Raw genomic sequence first — 17,494 nt, 5'->3', positions numbered from 1 at the left:
GGCCCCTCTCACCACAGGCTCGTGTTCGACACGCGCTTGGCGATGTGGTTCGTCACCACGAGGAAGACGAAGTTGATGACGGTGTTGAACAGGCCGATGGCCGTGGAGTAGCTGAACTGGCTGCTCAGGATGCCGATCTTGTAGACGTAGGTCGAGATGACCTCGGACACCGGCAGGTTGAGCGTGTTCTGCATCAGGAAGATCTTCTCGAAGCCGGTCGCGAGCACGCCGCCCATGTTGAGGATGAGGAGCACCACCATGGTCGGCACGAGCGCGGGCAGATCGACGTGCCGGATGATCTGGAAGCGGTTGGCGCCATCGATGCGCGCCGCCTCGTAGAGCTCCGGTGCGACGCTCGAGAGCGCCGCGAGGTAGATGATGCTGTTCCATCCGCAGTGCTGCCACACCTCGGAGATGACGTAGACCGGCACGAACGCGTTCGGGTCGCCGAGGAAGTTGGCGTCCTCGACGCCGAAGAGCCCGAGGAACCGGGTGATGATGCCCGTCGTGGGCGAGAGGAACACCTGCAGCATCCCGACGATCACGACGATCGAGATGAAGTGCGGCATGTAGGTGACCGTCTGCATGAACCGCTTGCTGCGGTCGCGCGCGATCTGGTTGATGACGAGCGCGAGGCCGATGGGCGCGAGGAAGCCGACGACGAGGGTCGTCAGGCTGATGACGACCGTGTTCCGCATGAGCGTCCAGAACATGGGGCTCTCGAAGAACTGGATGAAGTACTTCAGCCCCACCCAGTCGCCGCCCGTGAGGCCCTTCGCGAAGTCGAACTCGCGGAACGCGAGCTGGATGCCGTACATCGGCACGTAGGCGAAGAGCGCCGTGAACCCGATGGCGGGCAGCAGCATGAGCCACAGCTGCCACGTGCGCGCCGTGTTCAGACGCGACCGCCTCGGGATCCACGGGAGCCGACGGACCCTGCCGCCCTCCGGCGGCAGGGTCGTCACGATGCGCGTCGTGGTCATCCGGCGATGAAGTCGTCGTAGTACGACTGGTGGATCTCGATGTTCTGCACGAGACCGGCGCCCTCGACCTGCGCGACGTAGTCGTCCCACTGGTCCTCGATCCCGCCCTGCGTGACCCACTCCGCGAACTTCGTCTGCGTGAGGTTGAGGATGGTCGTGTTGTTGAGGGAGATCGTGTTGAGGTCCTCCGCGCTCATCTTGATGAACTGCGTCGGGTAGACGTCCTCCTCGAGGTCCATGTTCGCGAGGGCGTCCTCGAGCGGCACCGTCTGGTCACGGGCCTCCTGCAGGTCGGTGGGCAGCTCCACCTCGATGTCGTCGCGGATCCACATGGGGCCGTTGTCGGCGAGCGACGACGTCCACTTCCACGTCGACGGGTCGCTCGTGCCGTCGGCCGGCGGCAGCACGCGGTACGTCGTGTCGTCGACCTTCTCGACGTTCGTGCCGAAGTCGCCGAACAGCACCTGGATCGACATGTCCTGGTCGTAGAACGCGTCGATCGCGGCGAGCGCCGCCTCCTTGTTGTCGGAGCTCGCCGACATCGCGATCTGGTTCGCGGGGAAGTTCTCGCCGTACCCGTCGTAGCTCCAGGCGACGGGCTCGGACTGCCCCTCCTCCGCGAGCAGCGGCGCCATCGCGGCGTACTGCGGGGCCAGCTGCGCGCCGAACCGGTCGGACGCCGTCCATCCCCAGCTGAAGCCGACGGCGGCGGTGTCGCCGTCGCCGCGTGCCGTGGACTGGTACGCCGAGTAGTCGTGCGTCATGACCTCCTGCGAGATGAGGCCCTCCGCGTAGGCGCGGTGGAGGAACTCCACCATCTGCCGGTAGCGGTCGTCGACGAGGAAGTTGCCCACCTCGCCGTCCTCGAGGAAGTAGCCGGCGCCGCCGCCGCTCGAGATCGGGAGGCCGAGGCTGCCGAGGAGCACGGAGGGCTGGAAGTAGCCGAAGCCGCCCGTGCCGACGGCGCTCCAGTCCCACGGGATCTCGTCGGACGGGTCGCCGTCGCCGTTCGCGTCCTCGTCGCGGAACGCGACGAGGACGTCGAAGAGCTCGTCCCACGTCGTCGGCATCTCGAGGCCGAGCTCGTCGAGCCACTGCTGGTTGATGTACTGGTGGATGACCGTCTCCGGCCAGAAGCGCTTGTAGCCGGGCACGCTGTAGATCTCGCCGCCCGACTGCGTCGCCATGTCCTGCAGGAGCGGCTGCGCCTCGAACATCCCCTGGACGTTCGGCAGGTCGTCGAGGTGGGCGGAGAGGTCCTCGAACAGCGTGCCGTAGGTCGCGAGGTCGGAGTCGGTGATGGCGTTCGTCCCGACGATGAGGTCGGGGATGTCGCCGGAGGCGAGGATGGCCGACTTCTTCTGATCCCAGTCGGCAGACACCTCCTGCCATTCGATGTCGACGCCGAGCTGCTCCTCGAGGTCGGCCGCCCACTGCATCTTCGACATCTCCTGCGTGAGCGGGTGCTTGATGACGAGGATCTGCAGGGCGCCGTCGTCGGAGCCGCCGCCGTCGCCGGCCGAGCACGCGGTGAGCGCGAGCGACGAGACGGCGACGACGGCGCCCGCCGTCGCGATGGCCCGGCGCCGCCGGGATGGGCTGCGGAAAGCACTCAGGTGCACGGAATCCTCCTCGATCGGGTGCAGGGGGCGGCCGTCGGCCGCCCCGCCGGTCAGCATAGGGAGACAGATTCAACGTTGTCAACGACAAGACAGGAATGGATGTGAGCGCTCACCGGGGAGCGGTCCCCCGGAGCCCGCCGCCCTCAGCGCGATCAGGCGGAGGCGCGGACGACGAGGTCGGCGCCCGTCTGCACCTCGCGGAGCGGCCCGTCGTAGCCCTCGATCCGGTCGACGAGCATCCGCACGGCCGCCTCCACCATCTCGTCGCCTCGCGGGCTCGCCGAGGTGAGGGCCGGCACGAGGAACGCGCCCTCGACGGTGTCGTCGAACCCCGTCACCGCGACGTCGTCGGGCACCCGCACGCCGCGTGTGCGGAGCACGCGCATGGCGCCGATCGCCATGGCGTCGTTGACGCAGAGGGCGGCGTCGAATCGGCGCCCCGTGGCGAGGAGCGCCGTCATGGCCTCGAACCCCGACGCCCGCCTGTCCCAGTCCGAGCCGAACGCGACGAGCTCGGGGGCGTGCCGGATGCCGGCGTCCGCGAGCGCGTCGCGGTAGCCGTCGAACCGCGGCCCACGGGGCGCCGAGCCCTCCTCCCCCGACCAGATGAGCGCGATCCGACGTCTCCCCTGGGCGAGGAGGTGCTCCGCGAGGCGGCGGAAGCCCTCGTACTCGCCCATCACCACGCGGTCGAAGTGCCGCGATGCGGACGCCCCGAGCTGCACGGTGGGCCGGTTCGGAGGCGTGACGTCGAGCATCTCGTCCGTCACGGCGTGCGGGCAGAGGATCACGCCGTCGACGTCGCGCGCCGCCGTCACGGCGCGCAGCTCGGTCTCGAGATCGTGGGCGACGACGAGGGTCGAGGTCATGCCGCGGCCCTCGATCTCGAGCACGAGCCGCTCGGCGGTCTCCGCGAAGTAGGGCTGGTAGAGACGGGGGACGACGATCGCGACCCGCCCCGTGCGTCCGGATGCGAGCTGCCTCCCGGCGGGGTCGCCGACGTAGCCCAGCCGGGAGACGGCGTCGAGCACGCGCGCCCTCGTCTCGGCGGAGGCTCCCGCTCGCCCGAGCACGACGTTCGACACGGTCTTCGCGGAGCACCCCGCCTCGCGGGCGACGTCGGCGAGCGTGACGCGGGTCATCCGATCACCGCCCCGAGAGTCGACTCCCTGCGCACGAGCTCGACCGGCAGCACACGGCGCGGCTGCGGCGGCCCGCCCGCGAGCCGCGCGTCGAGCGCATCGAGCGCGGCGCGGGCGAGGGCGCCGTAGCCCGGATCGACGGTCGTGAGGCTCGGCGTCGTGTACTGCGCGTCGTCGGTGCCGCCGAACCCCGTGATCGCGACGCGCCCCGGCAGGGGGACGCCGCGGCGGGCGAGCGCCGACAGCAGGCCGAGGGCCACCTCGTCACTCTCGCACAGGACGGCGTCGGCGTCGGGGTGGTCGCCGAGGATGGTCTCAGCGGCATACTCCCCGGCCTCGCGGGTCGAGGCCGGCACGTCGATCACGGCGAGGGGTGCGCTCTCCATGAGGCGCAGGGCCTCGGCGACGAGACTCGGGCGCGCGGCGTCGTGCGCGACGCCGACGAGAACCACGGCTCGACGGCGCATGTTGGCGAGGTGGCGCACGAGCACCCCCGCGGCGCCGGCGAGGTCGGAGCCGACCTCGTCGGCGCCCCCTCGCCCTCCCTGCACCGCGACGACGGGCCCGGTCGCGGACGCGGAGTCGGCACCCGCCCCCGCGTCGCCCAGCAGCAGCACGCCGTCATGGAGGACCCCGCAGGAGGCGAGGATGCGCGCGGCCCGCGCCGGGTCGCCGTGCGTCGGCTCGAGCGAGACCGCGAGGCCGCGGCGTCCCGCCTCGGCGACGAGGGCCTCGGCGAGCATGGCCGTCGTCGGCCCGTCGAGCGCCGTCACGCCGATCGCGATGCGACCGGTCCGGCCGGTGCGCATGGCGCGGGCCCCGCCGTTGGGCACCCAGCCGAGCTCCGCGATCGCGTGCGTGACGCGCTCGACAACCTCGGCGCGCGTGTGCGGCTCGCGGTTGACGACGCGGGAGACGGTCTTCACGGAGACGCCGGCGGCGCGCGCCACATCCGCCATCGTCACCGCCATCCGCTCAGCGTATTGCGTGCACGGAGGGTTTGTGATTGACAACGCTGAACCATACACTCGGTCGCGACCCGCCCACACCCCGGGAGCCACGATGAAGTTCTTCCCCGCCGACGCCGTGCGCGTGACCGACGGCCCGTTCGCCGCGGCCATCCGCACCGACCTCGCGTACGTGCTGTCTCTCGATGCGGATCGGCTGCTCGCGCCGTTCCTGCGCGAGGCCGGGCTCGCGCCCGACGCCCCGCCCTACGGCAACTGGGAGGACTCGGGCCTCGACGGCCACACGCTTGGGCACTGGCTGTCGGCGCTCGCGCACCTGCACGCCGCGACAGGGGATCCCGAGCCGCTGCAGCGCCTGACGGCGGCGCTCGACGTGCTCGAGCGCGCACAGGACGCGGTCGGCACGGGATGGCTCGGCGGCGTGCCCGGTGGGGCGGCGCTCTTCGAGGCGCTCGCCGACGGCGGGGTCGCCGCCGCGCGCTCGCTCGGCGCGAGCACGCACTGGGTGCCCTGGTACAACCTGCACAAGACGTTCCAGGGGCTCGTCGATGCGCACGTCGTCGCGGGCGACACACGGGCGCTGCGGATGGCCGTGCGGCTCGCGGACTGGTGGCTCGCGATCTCGCGGGGGATGGACGACGACGCCTTCGAGGCCATGCTCGACACCGAGTTCGGCGGCATGAACGAGGTGTTCGCGGAGCTCGCGGCGCTCACGGGCCGGGACGATCTCGCTGCCGAGGCGCTGCGGTTCGCGCACCGCGCCATCCTCGATCCCCTGCGCGGGGGCCGAGACGACCTCACGGGGCGCCACGCGAACACGCAGATCCCGAAGGCCGTCGGCTACGCGGCGACGCACGACGCCGAGCAGATCGCCGCCGCCGACGTCTTCTGGCGCACGGTCGTGGAGAGGCGCAGCGTCGCGATCGGCGGCAACAGCGTGCGCGAGCACTTCCACGACCCCGCCGACTTCGCGCCGATGATCGAGGATCGCGAGGGTCCGGAGACGTGCAACACCTACAACATGCTCAAGCTCACGCGCGCGCTCGCCGAGGGGCGGCCGCGACCCGAGCTGCTCGACTACGCCGAGCGCGCGCTGTTCAACCACGTACTGTCGGCGCAGCATCCGGACGGCGGCTTCGTCTACTTCACCTCGATGCGGCCGCGCCACTACCGCGTGTACTCGCAGCCGCATGAGGGGTTCTGGTGCTGCGTCGGGACGGGCATGGAGATGCAGGCGCGCTACGGGGAGTGGATCTTCGGCGTCGAGGACGGGGCGCTCGCCGTCAACCTCTTCGCGCCGGCCGAGCTCGACGCCCCTGCGTTCGGTGCGCGACTGCGGATGACGACGGCGTTCCCCGCGGACGGCCGGGTGTCGGTCGCCGTCGCTGCCGGGGCGCCCCGCTCGTTCGCGTTGCGGCTGCGGGTGCCGTCGTGGGCGGGGGCGCTCGACGACCTCCGCGTGGACGGCGAGCCGGTCGAGGCCGCGGCCGTCGACGGCGCCGTGATCGTCGAGCGCACGTGGTCGGATGGCGACGAGCTGACGTTCGGCGTGCCGATCGCGGTGCGCACGGAGCGGCTGCCCGACGGGTCGCCATGGCAGGCGCATCTCGCGGGGCCGCTCGTGCTGGCCGCGCGTGATGACTCGGGCGAGCTCGTCGGCCTGCGTGCCGACGGCGGCCGGATGGGGCACATCGCGGCCGGGCCGCTGCGGCCCTTCGCCGATCTCCCCCTCGTGGCGGACGGCGCGGGCGGCGTCTCGGCGGACGGCCCGCTGCGATGGCGGCTCGCGACGTCGGATGGCGACGTGGTGCTGGAGCCGTTCGCCGGCATCCACGACAGCCGGTACACGATCTACTGGCCCGTCGACGAGCCGGGGCGGCGGGAGGCGCTCGAGGCACAGGACGCGCATCTCGCACTGGATGCCGCCACGGTCGACGTCGTCGCGTTCGGCGAGCAGCAGCCCGAGTCGGATCACAGGTTCGCGGGCGACGGCTCCGCGGTCTGGAGCGACGGCGACGCGCACGGGCGCACGCTCGGCTCGGGGGTGACGGTCGTGCTGAACGATCCGGCGTGGCAGTCGCGGAAGCTGCGGGTCGGTGTGCGCTCGGAGGGCGGCGCAGCGCTCGCCATCCGTCTGGGCGACGCGCTCGTCGCGGAGGCCGACGTCGCCCCCGGTGAGGGGGTGCTCGAGTTCGTCATCGCCCCGCCCGCCGCGGGTGCGCGGCTGTCGCTCGCCCCCGTGCCGGGGCGCCCCGCTCCGGTCGTGACCGAGGCGCGCCTGCTGCGCTGATCCCGGTCGTCGCTCACCGACCGGAAGCGGGCCGCTGCAGCTCCAGCCGCTGAAGCAGCGGCACGAGCTGCGCGACGGCGACCGCCGGATGCTCGGGGTGCCACTGCACGCCGGTGATCGGCGCCGACTCGTGGACGACCGCCTCGACGATCCCGTCGGACGCGCGCGCGACCACACGCAGGCCGTCGCCGACCCGGCCGATCGACTGATGGTGCGTGCACAGCACCTCTCCCGCCGCGACGCCGGCGAGCGGGCCCTCGTGAACGAGCGCGGTCGTCACATAGGGGTCGGCGCCCGGAACGCCGCGGTGCCCGTCGTGGTCCTGCACGAGCGTGCCGCCGAGCGCGACGTTGAGCACCTGCGCACCGCGGCAGATGCCGAGCAGGGGCGTGCCGGTGCGCAGCGCGTCGTGCACGATCGCGATGTGCGCCTCATCCGACGCCGGCTCGTGATGCCCCGACCCGGGGTAGTCGACGGCGCCGCCGTATCGCGCGGGGTCGACGTCCTCGCCGCCGAGCAGCACGATCGCGTCGGCGGCGCGCACCGCGTCGAGCACATCGCCCAGCGGTCGCTCGGACGCGGCGATGAGGTCGGCGTCGCCTCCGAGCGCGTCGACGGCCGCGAGCGCGCCCGCGTTGAGGGCGTCGAGGTCGGCCTGGAAGCCCGGCGCGTGCGGGCGGGAGGTGCGCAGGTGGACGAGGGCGATGCGGAGGCTCACGCGTCCATCATCGCGCGGCCGCTCACGCCTCGAGCGCGATGCTCCACGCGGGCTCGGCGGGGCGCTGCGCCGCGAGCGCATCGGCGAGCGCCGTGCGGAACGCGCGAACGGCGGGATGGCCCGCGCGGCCCGACCGCACGGCCGTGTAGAGCATCCGGTGCGGGCCGCCCGGCAGGCTCGCGAGCGGGAGCCCGTCGAGGTGCGGCGAGGCGAGCAGGGCGGGGATGAACGCGACGGCGTGGCCCGTGCGGACGAGATGCGCGTGCAGGAGCGGGTCGGGGCTCTCGAAGCGCACGCGCGGTTCGAAACCGGCGCGCCGGCAGACCGAGCGGCCCCACAGCCCCGTCGGCGTGTCGTCGGGGTCGAGCGCCCACGGCGCTTCCGCGAGGTCGCGGAGACGCCGTGGGCGGGTGCCGATCACCCCGCCGGGAGGGATGACGAGGCACAGCGGGTCGGCGAGCAGATCGGCGCGGTCGACGCCGTCGAGCACCCGCTCGGGGATGCCGGGGTACTCCTCTCCGAGGATCAGGTCGAACTCGTGCGACAGCAGCCCGTCGTAGGCGGGCCCGTGATCGCGCTGGGTGATGTCGACGGAGAGCTCGGGATGACGGTCGGCGAGGAGGTCGAGGGCCGCGGGGGCGAGCGCCAGCACGACGCTCTGGAAGGACGCGACGTGCAGGCGTCCGCGCAGCACGCGCTGGCCGGCGGCGAGCTCCGCCTCTGCCTCCTCGAGCCGCGCGAACGCGGCCTCCGCATGCGCGACGAGGGCGCGGGCATCCCCCGTCAGGCGCACCGTGCGCCCCGTGCGCTCGAGGAGGGCGACACCGGTCTCCCGCTCGAGCAGGGCGAGCTGCTGCGACACGGCCGACGGCGTGAACGCGAGGGCCCGCGCCGTCTCCGCGATCGTCGCACGGCGCCCCAGCTCGCTGAGCAGGCGCAGACGCGGCACACTGAGCATCAGTTCTCCTTATGTGTTCTCGTCAGAAAGCGTTGCTGGATTGACGATACGCGGCGCGCGAGACTGGTGTCATGACGTCCGCGACCCGTGCCCGCTCCGGCGTGGGCGGCTCCGTCGCCCTCATCATCGGCTCGTGCGTCTCGCTGCAGTTCGGAGCGGCGCTCGCCATCCAGCTGTTCCCGGCGCTCGGCTCGTGGGGCGTCACGGCCCTGCGCCTCACGATCGCGGCGCTCATCCTCGTCGTGGCCGTGCGCCCGCGCCTCGGCAGGTGGACCCGGACGCAGTGGCTCGCCGTCGTCGGATTCGGTCTCGCGCTGGGCGCCATGAACGGGTTCTTCTACGCGGCGCTCGAGCGCATCCCGCTCGGCACGGCGGTCGCCATCGAGTTCCTCGGGCCGCTCGTGCTGGCGGCCTGCCTCACGCGGCGCGGCTCCGATTTCGCCTGGGTCGGCGTCGCGCTCGCCGGAATGGCCCTGCTCGGCGTCGACAGCGCCGTCGGCGCCGACGCGCTCGACCCCCTCGGCGTCGTGTTCGCGCTCGTCGCGGCGGCGTTCTGGGCCCTCTACATCCGCACCAGCGCCCGCGTCGGCCGGCTCGTGCCGGGGCTCGGCGGGCTCGCCATGGCGCTCGTCGTCGCCTCGGTCGCGCTGCTGCCGTTCGGCGTCCCCGCCGTCGCCGATGTGGCGCTCGACCCCGGCCTCCTCGCTCTCGCGATCGGGACGGCCGTGCTCGCGTCCGTCGTGCCGTACGTCCTCGAGCTGCTCGCGCTGCGCCGGCTGCCGCAGCGCGTGTTCGGCGTGCTGCTGAGCCTCGAGCCCGTGATCGCCGCGCTCGCGGGATGGCTGCTGCTGTCTCAGGCGATGAGCCCGCTGCGGATCGCCGCCGTGGCGCTCGTCGTCGCGGCGAGCGTCGGCACGGCTCTCGCCGCCCGGCGCACGGCGGAGGCCCCCGCGCTGACGGGGGCCATCCCGGTCATCCCCGACTGACGCGCGGCAGCGCGTGGGCGGTCTCGGCCGCTCCGCCGGCGGGAAAGCGGGCGTTTCCCCCCACTCGCGCGCCTGAGTGATACCTAGCGGGCCCGCAGCGTGAGGATCTGATCCGACGTCCCCACGGGACCGCGGCGGTCGTGCAGCACGGTGTGCGTGAGGCCGGTGCCCGTGCGGCCGAAGCCGACGACCGTGTCGCATCCGATCCATTCGCCGACGGGGTCGTCGATGAGGTGCACCGTGACGTCGAGGTTCGGGAAGGCGAGCTCCTGCGGGTGAGCGCGCGGCGTCACCCCGTTGGCGACGTCGATCACGCCGATGAGCCGCGCCGTGTCGCTCGCCTCCTCGTCCGCCACGAGCGCGAGCCGCGGCCGCAGCCAGAAGCGCGAGCGCCCGGGCGCGATGTGCTCGCGCCGCACGTCGACCGTGCGCACGAACTCGCCCGCCCAGATCGACGACGGCTCCCACGCCTCGAGCCCCTCGAGCGGAGGCAGCGGGAGGTGGTCTGCTCCCGCGATCGCCGACGTGTCGCTCGTCTGCATGAGCCACGCGCGCAGCACGATCGCGGTGCGCCCTCCGTGCGCGAGCGTCGCCTCGACGAGCTCGATCGTTCGGCCGGGGCGGATGGTCGTGACCGCGATCTCGACGTCGCCGATCGCGTACGGGCCGAGGATGTCGAAGCTCAGCCGCGCGAGTCGCACACCCGCGGATCCGCGGCGCGCGAGCTCGCGCTCGACCGCGTGCACGAGCAGTCCGAGCGATGGCGCGACGTGCTGCTCCGCGGGGTTCCAGCCGCCTCCGACCGCCGGGGTCGCCCGGTAGCGGTGCGCGTCGAGGCGCTCGAAGTAGGCCGTCACGCGTCGAGGAAGGTCGTCGGGTCGAACTCCTCGATCGGCACGACGCGCATGCGCGGCAGCCGCGCGTCGAAGACGGCGGCGTCGAACTCCAGGTCGAACTTCTCGAGTCCGGGGACGGAGGCGTAGCCGGCGTTGCGGAACTCGGAGAACGAGACGATGCCGACGCGACGGCCGTCCGTCGTGAGCGCGCTCAGGTCTTCGAGGAAGTCGCCGTCGTGGCTCACGAGCATGACGTCGGCCTCGCGCGCGGCGAGGGCGCGCAGCGTGCGCTGGATGGCGATGTCGACGACCTTGTCGTCGGGCCCGCCCGAGAGCAGCACGACCTCGTAGTCCATCGCCTTGAGCGCCTGCACGAAGCTCTGCGGCAGCACGGTCGTGGCGTTGATGAAGAAGACGCCGCGCGCGGTCTTGTTCCATTGCCGCGCGGCGAACGAGATGAGGCGGTCCCAGCGCGGGCGCTCCTCGGGGAGGGGCCGGCGGCCGATGATCGACGTGCCGAGCGTCGCGTCGATGTTCTCTCCGTCGACGAGGACCCACGTCACGTCCGCGCTCATGCGCACCTCCATCCGGCGGCGTCCCGAGCGGACGCCCCCGGCTCGATCCTAGGGCGGCTCAGCCGCAGAGCGCGTCGACCGAGCTCTTGGCCTGCTCGACGGCCTCGATCGTCTCGGGCGCGCGGAGGTCGCTCGTCTGCGCCAGCTGCTCGGCGTTCGCGCGCACGAGGTCGCCCACCTGGCCGCCGAGGTCGTCGGCGAGCCCCTCGAGCGTGGCGACGAGGTCGTCGCGCCCCGCGGAGAGCTGCTCCTCGGTCGTCGCGCCCTGCTCGAGGAGCGCCTGGTACTGCGCGTACGCGTCGTCGGCCGTCGCGCACAGCTCCGCCACGGGGATGCCGAGGGCCTCGCCCGCGGCCTGGGTCGCCTGCGCGCAGCCCGCGAGCGAGGACGCGGTCAGGAGGGCGAGGACGACGGCGAGGGCGGGACGACGCATGCTGCGAGCGTAGCCATGGCGCCTGGAGAAGCGGCGGGACGCCTGTGCGTAACGCAGATGCGGAACTATTGTGATCACCTAGCCGCATACGCGTTGGGAGTCGCCATGTCCGTCATCCGCATCCGCGACGCTGCGCGCTTCCTCGGCGTGAGCGACGACACCGTCCGCCGCTGGGTGGAGGGCGGCACGCTGACCGCGCACGCCGACGCGGCAGGACGCAAGGCGGTCGACGGGCTGGAGCTCGCCGAGCTCGCCCGCAGACAGGCCGAGCTCCCCGAGGACCCGACGACGGGCGCCACCTCGGCGCGCAACCGCTTCGTCGGGCTCGTCACCGCCGTGACGAGCGACACCGTCATGAGCCAGGTCGAGATGCAGTGCGGCCCGCACCGCGTCGTCTCGCTCATGAGCACGGAGGCCGTCCGCGAGCTCGGGTTGGCCCCGGGCTCGGTGGCGGTCGCCGTCGTGAAGGCGACGACCGTGCTCGTCGAGACCCCCTGACCGCCCTCCCCCGATTCGGAGCCCCCCATGCGCCGCACCATCCTCGCCCCCGCCGCCCTGCTCGCCGCCCTCGTCGCGACCGGATGCGCGGGCGCCCCCGCCGCGGCACCGTCGACGGCGGCCGAGCGCGAGCTGCAGGTGTTCGCCGCGGCATCGCTGACCGGCACGTTCACGGAGCTGGCCGAGACCTTCGAGGCGGATCACCCCGGCGTGAGGGTGCAGCTGAACTTCGACGGGTCGTCGGGGCTCGCGACGCAGATCGTCGAGGGCGCGCCCGCCGGCGTCTTCGCCGCGGCGAACACGACCACCATGGAGCAGGTGGTCGATGCGGGTCTCACGGCCGGCGATCCCGAGCTGTTCGCCCGCAACGTGCTGGAGATCGCCGTCCCCGCCGGCAACCCGGCCGGCATCGAGGGCTTCGCCGACCTCGCCTCCCCCGACGTCGTGCTCGTCGTGTGCGCCGTCGAGGTGCCCTGCGGCGCCGCCACCGCCGCCGTCGAGGAGGCGACGGGCGTCGTCCTCACTCCCGTGAGCGAGGAGAACGCCGTGACCGATGTGCTCGGCAAGGTGACGTCGGGCGAGGCGGATGCCGGGCTCGTCTACGCGACCGACGTGCGCAGCGCCGGCGACGCCGCCGAGGGCATCCCCTTCGACGAGGCGGACGAGGCACTGAACGACTACCCGATCGCGGCGCTCTCAGGCGCGGACGACGCCGCACTCGCGCAGGAGTTCGTCGACTTCGTGCTCGGCGACGAGGCGCAGGGAGCGCTGACGGACGCCGGCTTCCTGTCGGCGGAGTAGCCCATGGCTCACGCCGCTCGCACCCGCACCACGGTGACGACCGACCTGCCGCGATGGGTCTGGATCCCGGCGGCGGCGGGGTTCGCGTTCCTCCTCGTCCCGCTCGCGGCGCTCGTCGTCCGGGCCGACTGGGGCGGGTTCTGGGGGCTGCTGACGAGCGAGGCCGCGCTCGACGCGCTCGGGCTGAGCGTGCGGACGGCGCTCGTGTCGACGGTGCTGTGCCTCGTCATCGGCATCCCGCTCGCGACCGTCTTCGCACGGGCGCGCTTCCCCGGTCTGCAGGTCGTGCGCGCGCTCGTGCTCGTGCCGCTCGTGCTGCCGCCCGTCGTGGGCGGCATCGCACTGCTGTACGCGTTCGGACGGCGCGGGCTCGTCGGCCAGGCGCTCACGCCGTTCGGCGTGCAGATCCCGTTCACCGAGGTCGCCGTCGTCATGGCGCAGACGTTCGTCGCGCTGCCCTTCCTCGTCATGAGCGTCGAGGGGGCGCTGCGGTCGGCGGGCACGCGCTACGGAGCCGTCGCCGCGACGCTCGGGGCGTCGCCGGGGCGGGTGCTGTGGCGCGTGACGCTCCCGCTCATCGCCCCCGGGATCCTGTCGGGCGCCATCCTGTCGTTCTCGCGCGCGCTCGGCGAGTTCGGAGCGACGCTCGCCTTCGCCGGCAGCCTGCAGGGTGTGACGCGCACCCTGCCTCTGCAGGTGTACCTCGTGCGCGAGAGCGACAGCGCGTCGGCCGTCGCGCTCTCACTCGTGCTCATCGTGCTCGCCGTCGTGGGCGTCGTGCTCGCGTACCGCCCGCGACGGGTGGCGACGTGACGTCGGCGGATGGCGGCGGCGCCTTCCTCGGGATCCGGGCGCGGGTGGATGCACGGGGGGTCGACGTCGATCTCCGCGTCGCGCACGGCGAGACGGTCGCGGTGGTCGGCCCGAACGGGGCGGGCAAGTCGACGCTGCTCGCCGTGGCGGCGGGGCTCCTCCGTCCAGACGCCGGGACGGTCGTGCTCGACGGCGTCGAGCTCGCCGGCCCGCGGAGGTGGGTGCCGCCGCATCGCCGGGGCATCGTGCTCATGGCGCAGCAGACGCTGCTCTTCCCGCATCTCTCGGTGCGTGACAACGTCGCGTTCGCCCCGCGGGCATCCGGCCTGTCGCGTGCCGCGGCTCGCGATGCGGCCGAGCGGTGGCTCGTCGAGACGGGGGTGCGGGCGCTGGCGGAGCGCCGCGCCTCCGATCTCTCGGGCGGCCAGGCGCAGCGCGTCGCCCTCGCCCGCGCGCTCGCGGCGGAGCCGGCCGTGCTCCTCCTCGACGAGCCGATGGCGGCGCTCGACGTCGACGCGGCCCCCGAGCTGCGCGCGCTGCTCGCGCGTGCGCTCGGGGGCCGCACGGCCGTGCTCGTGAGCCACGATCCCGACGACGTCGCCGCGCTCGCCGATCGGTCGGTGCGGATGGCCACCGGCCGAGTCTCGGGCTGAGGCGGGTCAGGGCACGCGGTGCCCTGCCGCGCGGACGAGCTCGTACCACTCGGCGCGCGAGAGCTCGACGTCGGCGCCGGCCGCGGCGGCCGCGACGCGCGCGGGCGTCGTCGTGCCCAGGACGACCTGCATCCCGGCGGGGTGCCGGGTGATCCACGCCGTCGCGATGGCGATCGGCTCGACGCCGTACTGCGCGGCGAGGCGGTCGATGACGGCGTTGAGCTCGGGGAACTCAGGGGATCCGAGGAAGACGCCCGTGAAGAAGCCGGACTGGAACGGCGACCACGCCTGGATGGTCATGCCGTTGAGGCGGCTGTACTCGACGATGCCGCCCCCGTCGAGCACGGCCGACTGCTCGAGTCCCTGCATGTTCGCGGCGATGCCCTGCGTGATGATCGGCGCGTGGGTGATCGACAGCTGCAGCTGGTTCGCGACGAGCGGCTGGCGCACGGCGGTCTTGAGCAGGTCGATCTGGCGCGGGGTGTGGTTCGAGACGCCGAAGGCACGCACCTTGCCGGCGGTCTCGAGCTCGTCGAACGCGCGGGCGACCTCGTCGGGTTCGACGAGCGCGTCGGGTCGGTGCAGGAGGAGCACGTCGATGTAGTCGGTGTCGAGCGCGCGGAGCGAGCCCTCGACCGATTCGACGATGTGGGCATGGGAGAAGTCGAAGTGGGGGCCGTCCGCACCCGGCACGATGCCGCACTTCGTCTGGATGGTGAGCTCGGCGCGCTCCGACGGCGTCAGGCGCAGGGCCTCGGCGAAGCGCCGCTCGCAGCGGTGCAGCTCGCCGCCGTAGATGTCGGCATGGTCGAAGAAGTCGATGCCCGCGCCGCGGGCGGTGTCGACGAGCTCGCGGATCTCGGCGTCGCTCTTGTCGGCGATGCGCATGAGGCCTGCGACGACGGCAGGAGCCTGGAGGGTGCCCAGGGCGACGGTCTTCATGGTGTCCTCTCCGGCCGGCGGCGTCGCCGGCGCGCTCCTACGATAGGGAGCGCGCCGGCAGAAATCCAACAACTGGCGCTCATGAGCTTCAGAAGCGGGAGTGATGAATGGATCTGCGGCAGATGGAGTACCTCGTCGCCCTCGCGGACGAGCGGCAGTTCACGCGCGCGGCGGCCGTGTGCGGCATCTCTCAGTCGGGGCTGTCGGCCGCCATCCGCGGGCTGGAGGAGGAGCTCGGCACCGCGCTCTTCACGCGGTCGACACGCGGCGTGGAGGCGACGGCGGCCGGGCGGGCGCTCCTCCCCCACGCGCGCACGATGCTCGCGCAGGCGGCGTCGGCGCGCGACGCCGTGACGCGCGCGAGCGCGGAGCTCACCGGGAGGCTGCGGATCGGAACGGAGCAATGCCTGGGAGTCGTCGACGTGCACGGCCTGCTCGAGCAGGTGCACCGGCGCCATCCGCTCGTCGACCTCGAGTTCACGCAGGCGGGCTCGCACGATCTCGTGACGCGCACGCGCGACGACCAGCTCGATCTCGCCTTCGTCGCTGCGACGGAGCACGCGGGCGCACTGCACGCCGTCGAGCTGGGCCGGCTCCCGCTCGTCCTGCTCGCCCCGCACGGCCATCCGCTCGCTCAGGAGCGTGAGGTCGGATGGCGCGCGCTCGACGGCGCGGACTTCGTGGACTTCCCGGAGTCGTGGGCCATCCGCTCGCTCAACGACGCGGTCTGCGGGGCGCGCGGCGTCGAGCGCCGCGTGCGATGCGCCGTGAACGACGTGCACGCGCTCATCGACCTCGTGCGCCGCGGGCTGGGCGTCGCCATCGTGCCCGCGCACGTCGCGGCCAAGCCCGAGGCACGCGAGCTCGCGACGCTCGCGCTCCCCGTCGACGCGCCCGCGTGGGTCGTCTCGGTCGTGGCCCGGAGGCCATCCGCTCCCGCGACGGCGCTCGCACTCGAGATCATCCGATCGTCGCCATCGTGATGTGTACGCTCGTACACATGCGTGACCACTTCGCCGGAGACACCCGGAGCAACCACGACCGCATGCGCGCGGGCGACCTGTACATCGCCCACGACCCCGACATCGCCGAGGGACTGCGGCGCGGAGCGCGGCTCGCCGAGCAGTACCGACGCGCCTCGTTCGACGACTCCGATTTTGCGGGCGCCGTGCTCGCGGAACTGCTGGGCGCGCTCGGCGACGAGGCCTTCGTGCGCCCGCCGATCACGGTCGACTACGGCTCGAACATCCGCATCGGCGCACGGACCTTCATCAACGCCGGCCTCACCGCGCTCGACGTCGCGGAGATCGTGATCGGCGACGATTGCCAGATCGGGCCGAACGTGCAGCTGTTGACGCCGACTCATCCCATCGAGCCGGAGGCGCGGCGCGACAAGCTCGAAGCCGCGCGGCCGATCACGATCGGCGACAACGTGTGGCTGGGCGGCGGCGTGATCGTCTGCCCCGGCGTGACCATAGGCGACAACACCGTGGTCGGCGCAGGCGCGGTCGTGACGCGCGACCTGCCAGCGGACGTCGTCGCCGTCGGCAACCCCGCACGCGTGGTGCGGACGGTCTGAGGGGGCGGGCGTCCCGCCCCCTCGGTCCGTCAGGCCGCCTGGAGCGACGCGGCGAGCTCGCGACCCGCCGTGCGTGCCGCGTCCTCGGCCGTCCGGCGGAGGTCGGCGGCCACGTCGGCGAAGGCGTCGAGCGCGGGGTTCACGCCGACGAGCGTGAACGGGCGCTCGACGACGCGGAGGTCGAGACCCCAGACATCCTCGAGGACGCGGCGGAGCCACGCGGTCGAGTGGTCCCATCCATCCTTCGGGGTGCCGGGGGCGTAGTTGCCGCCGAGCACCGTGACGAGGGTGGCGGGCTTGCCCTGCAGCGCGGTGCCCTGCGGGTCGATGCGCGGGTCGGTGTAGGCCACGTCGAACCACGTCTTGAAGTGCTGCGAGACGCCGTAGTTGTAGAGCGGCACGGTGAAGAGGAGGGCGTCGGCGTCGACGAGCTCGTCGGCGAACGTCGCGGCGAGTGCCTGCGCGGCGCGGTGGCCGTCGGTGCGGTCGCCCTCGGGCACGAAGCCCGCCGTGACGGCGTCCTGCCACGCGGTCGCGGGGACAGGCTCGGCGGCGAGGTCGCGGCGCACGATGGCGTCGGCGGGATGGGCAGCGGTCCACTCGGCCTCGACGAGGTCGCCGAGCGCGCGGCTAGCGGAGGTCGCGGGGAGGATGCTCGCATCCAGGCGGAAGAGGGTCATGGGTCTCCTGTCAGGTT

General features: G+C 72.9%; 19 protein-coding genes. 8 read left to right on the top strand and 11 right to left on the bottom strand.

Annotated elements, in window-relative coordinates; all coding sequences use genetic code 11:
• Nucleotides 1-8 precede the first annotated feature (8 nt).
• The 4 genes from ACWGPF_RS02950 to ACWGPF_RS02935 all read right to left on the bottom strand — a co-directional run bounded on the left by ACWGPF_RS02950 (nucleotide 9) and on the right by ACWGPF_RS02935 (nucleotide 4,718).
• Nucleotides 9-983 (bottom strand): ABC transporter permease, encoded by a 975-nt coding sequence (locus ACWGPF_RS02950; RefSeq protein WP_452331400.1) that lies wholly within the window; start codon nucleotides 981-983, stop codon nucleotides 9-11.
• Nucleotides 980-2,605, bottom strand: coding sequence for an ABC transporter substrate-binding protein (locus tag ACWGPF_RS02945; RefSeq protein ID WP_452331399.1), 1,626 nt, complete (start codon nucleotides 2,603-2,605; stop codon nucleotides 980-982). Before ACWGPF_RS02945 ends, ACWGPF_RS02950 begins: the two co-directional genes overlap by 4 nt.
• A 152-nt stretch (nucleotides 2,606-2,757) precedes the next feature.
• Nucleotides 2,758-3,747: a LacI family DNA-binding transcriptional regulator gene (locus tag ACWGPF_RS02940; protein WP_452331398.1), complete on the bottom strand. Its 990-nt coding sequence runs from the start codon at nucleotides 3,745-3,747 to the stop codon at nucleotides 2,758-2,760.
• The gene (locus ACWGPF_RS02935) at nucleotides 3,744-4,718 is read right to left on the bottom strand and encodes a LacI family DNA-binding transcriptional regulator (protein WP_452331397.1); all 975 of its coding nucleotides are present in this window, start codon (nucleotides 4,716-4,718) and stop codon (nucleotides 3,744-3,746) included. Before ACWGPF_RS02935 ends, ACWGPF_RS02940 begins: the two co-directional genes overlap by 4 nt.
• A gap of 91 nt (nucleotides 4,719-4,809) precedes the next feature.
• Here ACWGPF_RS02935 and ACWGPF_RS02930 point away from each other — a divergent pair, with 91 nt between their 5' ends.
• Nucleotides 4,810-7,005, top strand: a complete 2,196-nt coding sequence (locus ACWGPF_RS02930) for a beta-L-arabinofuranosidase domain-containing protein (protein WP_452331396.1) — start codon at nucleotides 4,810-4,812, stop codon at nucleotides 7,003-7,005.
• Between the two features lie 13 nt (nucleotides 7,006-7,018).
• On the opposite strand, the gene ACWGPF_RS02925 is transcribed toward ACWGPF_RS02930, so the two are convergent.
• Nucleotides 7,019-7,723, bottom strand: coding sequence for a gamma-glutamyl-gamma-aminobutyrate hydrolase family protein (locus tag ACWGPF_RS02925; RefSeq protein ID WP_452331395.1), 705 nt, complete (start codon nucleotides 7,721-7,723; stop codon nucleotides 7,019-7,021).
• 22 nt (nucleotides 7,724-7,745) lie between these two features.
• Nucleotides 7,746-8,681, bottom strand: a complete 936-nt coding sequence (locus tag ACWGPF_RS02920; protein ID WP_452331394.1) for a LysR family transcriptional regulator — start codon at nucleotides 8,679-8,681, stop codon at nucleotides 7,746-7,748.
• Nucleotides 8,682-8,752: 71 nt separating this feature from the next.
• On the opposite strand from ACWGPF_RS02920, the gene ACWGPF_RS02915 reads away from it, so the two are divergent.
• Nucleotides 8,753-9,667: an EamA family transporter gene (locus ACWGPF_RS02915; RefSeq protein WP_452331393.1), complete on the top strand. Its 915-nt coding sequence runs from the start codon at nucleotides 8,753-8,755 to the stop codon at nucleotides 9,665-9,667.
• A gap of 83 nt (nucleotides 9,668-9,750) precedes the next feature.
• Here the strand turns inward: ACWGPF_RS02915 and ACWGPF_RS02910 are convergent, their stop codons facing one another.
• Genes ACWGPF_RS02910 through ACWGPF_RS02900 form a run of 3 tightly spaced genes read right to left on the bottom strand, consistent with a single transcriptional unit; the run spans nucleotide 9,751 to nucleotide 11,511 of the window.
• On the bottom strand, nucleotides 9,751-10,524 hold the full coding sequence (locus ACWGPF_RS02910; RefSeq protein ID WP_452331392.1) for a thioesterase family protein: 774 nt from the start codon (nucleotides 10,522-10,524) through the stop codon (nucleotides 9,751-9,753).
• Nucleotides 10,521-11,078: an NYN domain-containing protein gene (locus ACWGPF_RS02905; protein ID WP_452331391.1), complete on the bottom strand. Its 558-nt coding sequence runs from the start codon at nucleotides 11,076-11,078 to the stop codon at nucleotides 10,521-10,523. Before ACWGPF_RS02905 ends, ACWGPF_RS02910 begins: the two co-directional genes overlap by 4 nt.
• A gap of 58 nt (nucleotides 11,079-11,136) precedes the next feature.
• Complete coding sequence (locus tag ACWGPF_RS02900; protein ID WP_452331390.1) at nucleotides 11,137-11,511, bottom strand: hypothetical protein; 375 nt, start codon at nucleotides 11,509-11,511, stop codon at nucleotides 11,137-11,139.
• A gap of 105 nt (nucleotides 11,512-11,616) precedes the next feature.
• Here ACWGPF_RS02900 and ACWGPF_RS02895 point away from each other — a divergent pair, with 105 nt between their 5' ends.
• Genes ACWGPF_RS02895 through ACWGPF_RS02880 form a run of 4 tightly spaced genes read left to right on the top strand, consistent with a single transcriptional unit; the run spans nucleotide 11,617 to nucleotide 14,276 of the window.
• Entirely contained in the window at nucleotides 11,617-12,009 is a 393-nt protein-coding gene (locus ACWGPF_RS02895) for a TOBE domain-containing protein (RefSeq protein ID WP_452331389.1), read from the top strand.
• A gap of 27 nt (nucleotides 12,010-12,036) precedes the next feature.
• Nucleotides 12,037-12,810 (top strand): molybdate ABC transporter substrate-binding protein, encoded by a 774-nt coding sequence (gene modA, locus ACWGPF_RS02890; protein ID WP_452331388.1) that lies wholly within the window; start codon nucleotides 12,037-12,039, stop codon nucleotides 12,808-12,810.
• 3 nt (nucleotides 12,811-12,813) lie between these two features.
• Nucleotides 12,814-13,623 (top strand): ABC transporter permease, encoded by an 810-nt coding sequence (locus ACWGPF_RS02885; RefSeq protein WP_452331387.1) that lies wholly within the window; start codon nucleotides 12,814-12,816, stop codon nucleotides 13,621-13,623.
• Nucleotides 13,620-14,276, top strand: coding sequence for an ATP-binding cassette domain-containing protein (locus ACWGPF_RS02880; RefSeq protein ID WP_452331386.1), 657 nt, complete (start codon nucleotides 13,620-13,622; stop codon nucleotides 14,274-14,276). The genes ACWGPF_RS02885 and ACWGPF_RS02880 overlap by 4 nt, the downstream gene beginning before the upstream one ends.
• A gap of 6 nt (nucleotides 14,277-14,282) precedes the next feature.
• Here ACWGPF_RS02880 and ACWGPF_RS02875 read toward each other — a convergent pair whose 3' ends face one another.
• Nucleotides 14,283-15,218: an aldo/keto reductase gene (locus ACWGPF_RS02875; RefSeq protein ID WP_452331385.1), complete on the bottom strand. Its 936-nt coding sequence runs from the start codon at nucleotides 15,216-15,218 to the stop codon at nucleotides 14,283-14,285.
• Between the two features lie 107 nt (nucleotides 15,219-15,325).
• Between ACWGPF_RS02875 and ACWGPF_RS02870 the strand changes: the two genes are divergently transcribed.
• Nucleotides 15,326-16,201, top strand: coding sequence for a LysR family transcriptional regulator (locus tag ACWGPF_RS02870; protein WP_452331384.1), 876 nt, complete (start codon nucleotides 15,326-15,328; stop codon nucleotides 16,199-16,201).
• Nucleotides 16,202-16,218: 17 nt separating this feature from the next.
• Nucleotides 16,219-16,797 (top strand): sugar O-acetyltransferase, encoded by a 579-nt coding sequence (locus ACWGPF_RS02865; protein WP_452331383.1) that lies wholly within the window; start codon nucleotides 16,219-16,221, stop codon nucleotides 16,795-16,797.
• Between the two features lie 29 nt (nucleotides 16,798-16,826).
• On the opposite strand, the gene ACWGPF_RS02860 is transcribed toward ACWGPF_RS02865, so the two are convergent.
• Nucleotides 16,827-17,477, bottom strand: coding sequence for an FMN-dependent NADH-azoreductase (locus ACWGPF_RS02860; RefSeq protein ID WP_452331382.1), 651 nt, complete (start codon nucleotides 17,475-17,477; stop codon nucleotides 16,827-16,829).
• Nucleotides 17,478-17,494: the final 17 nt, after the last annotated feature.

It is taken from the genome of Microbacterium sp. NPDC055683 (assembly GCF_053617895.1).
The sequence above is the reverse complement of the archived record's forward strand: the minus strand, read 5'-3'. Positions and strand labels throughout refer to the sequence as shown.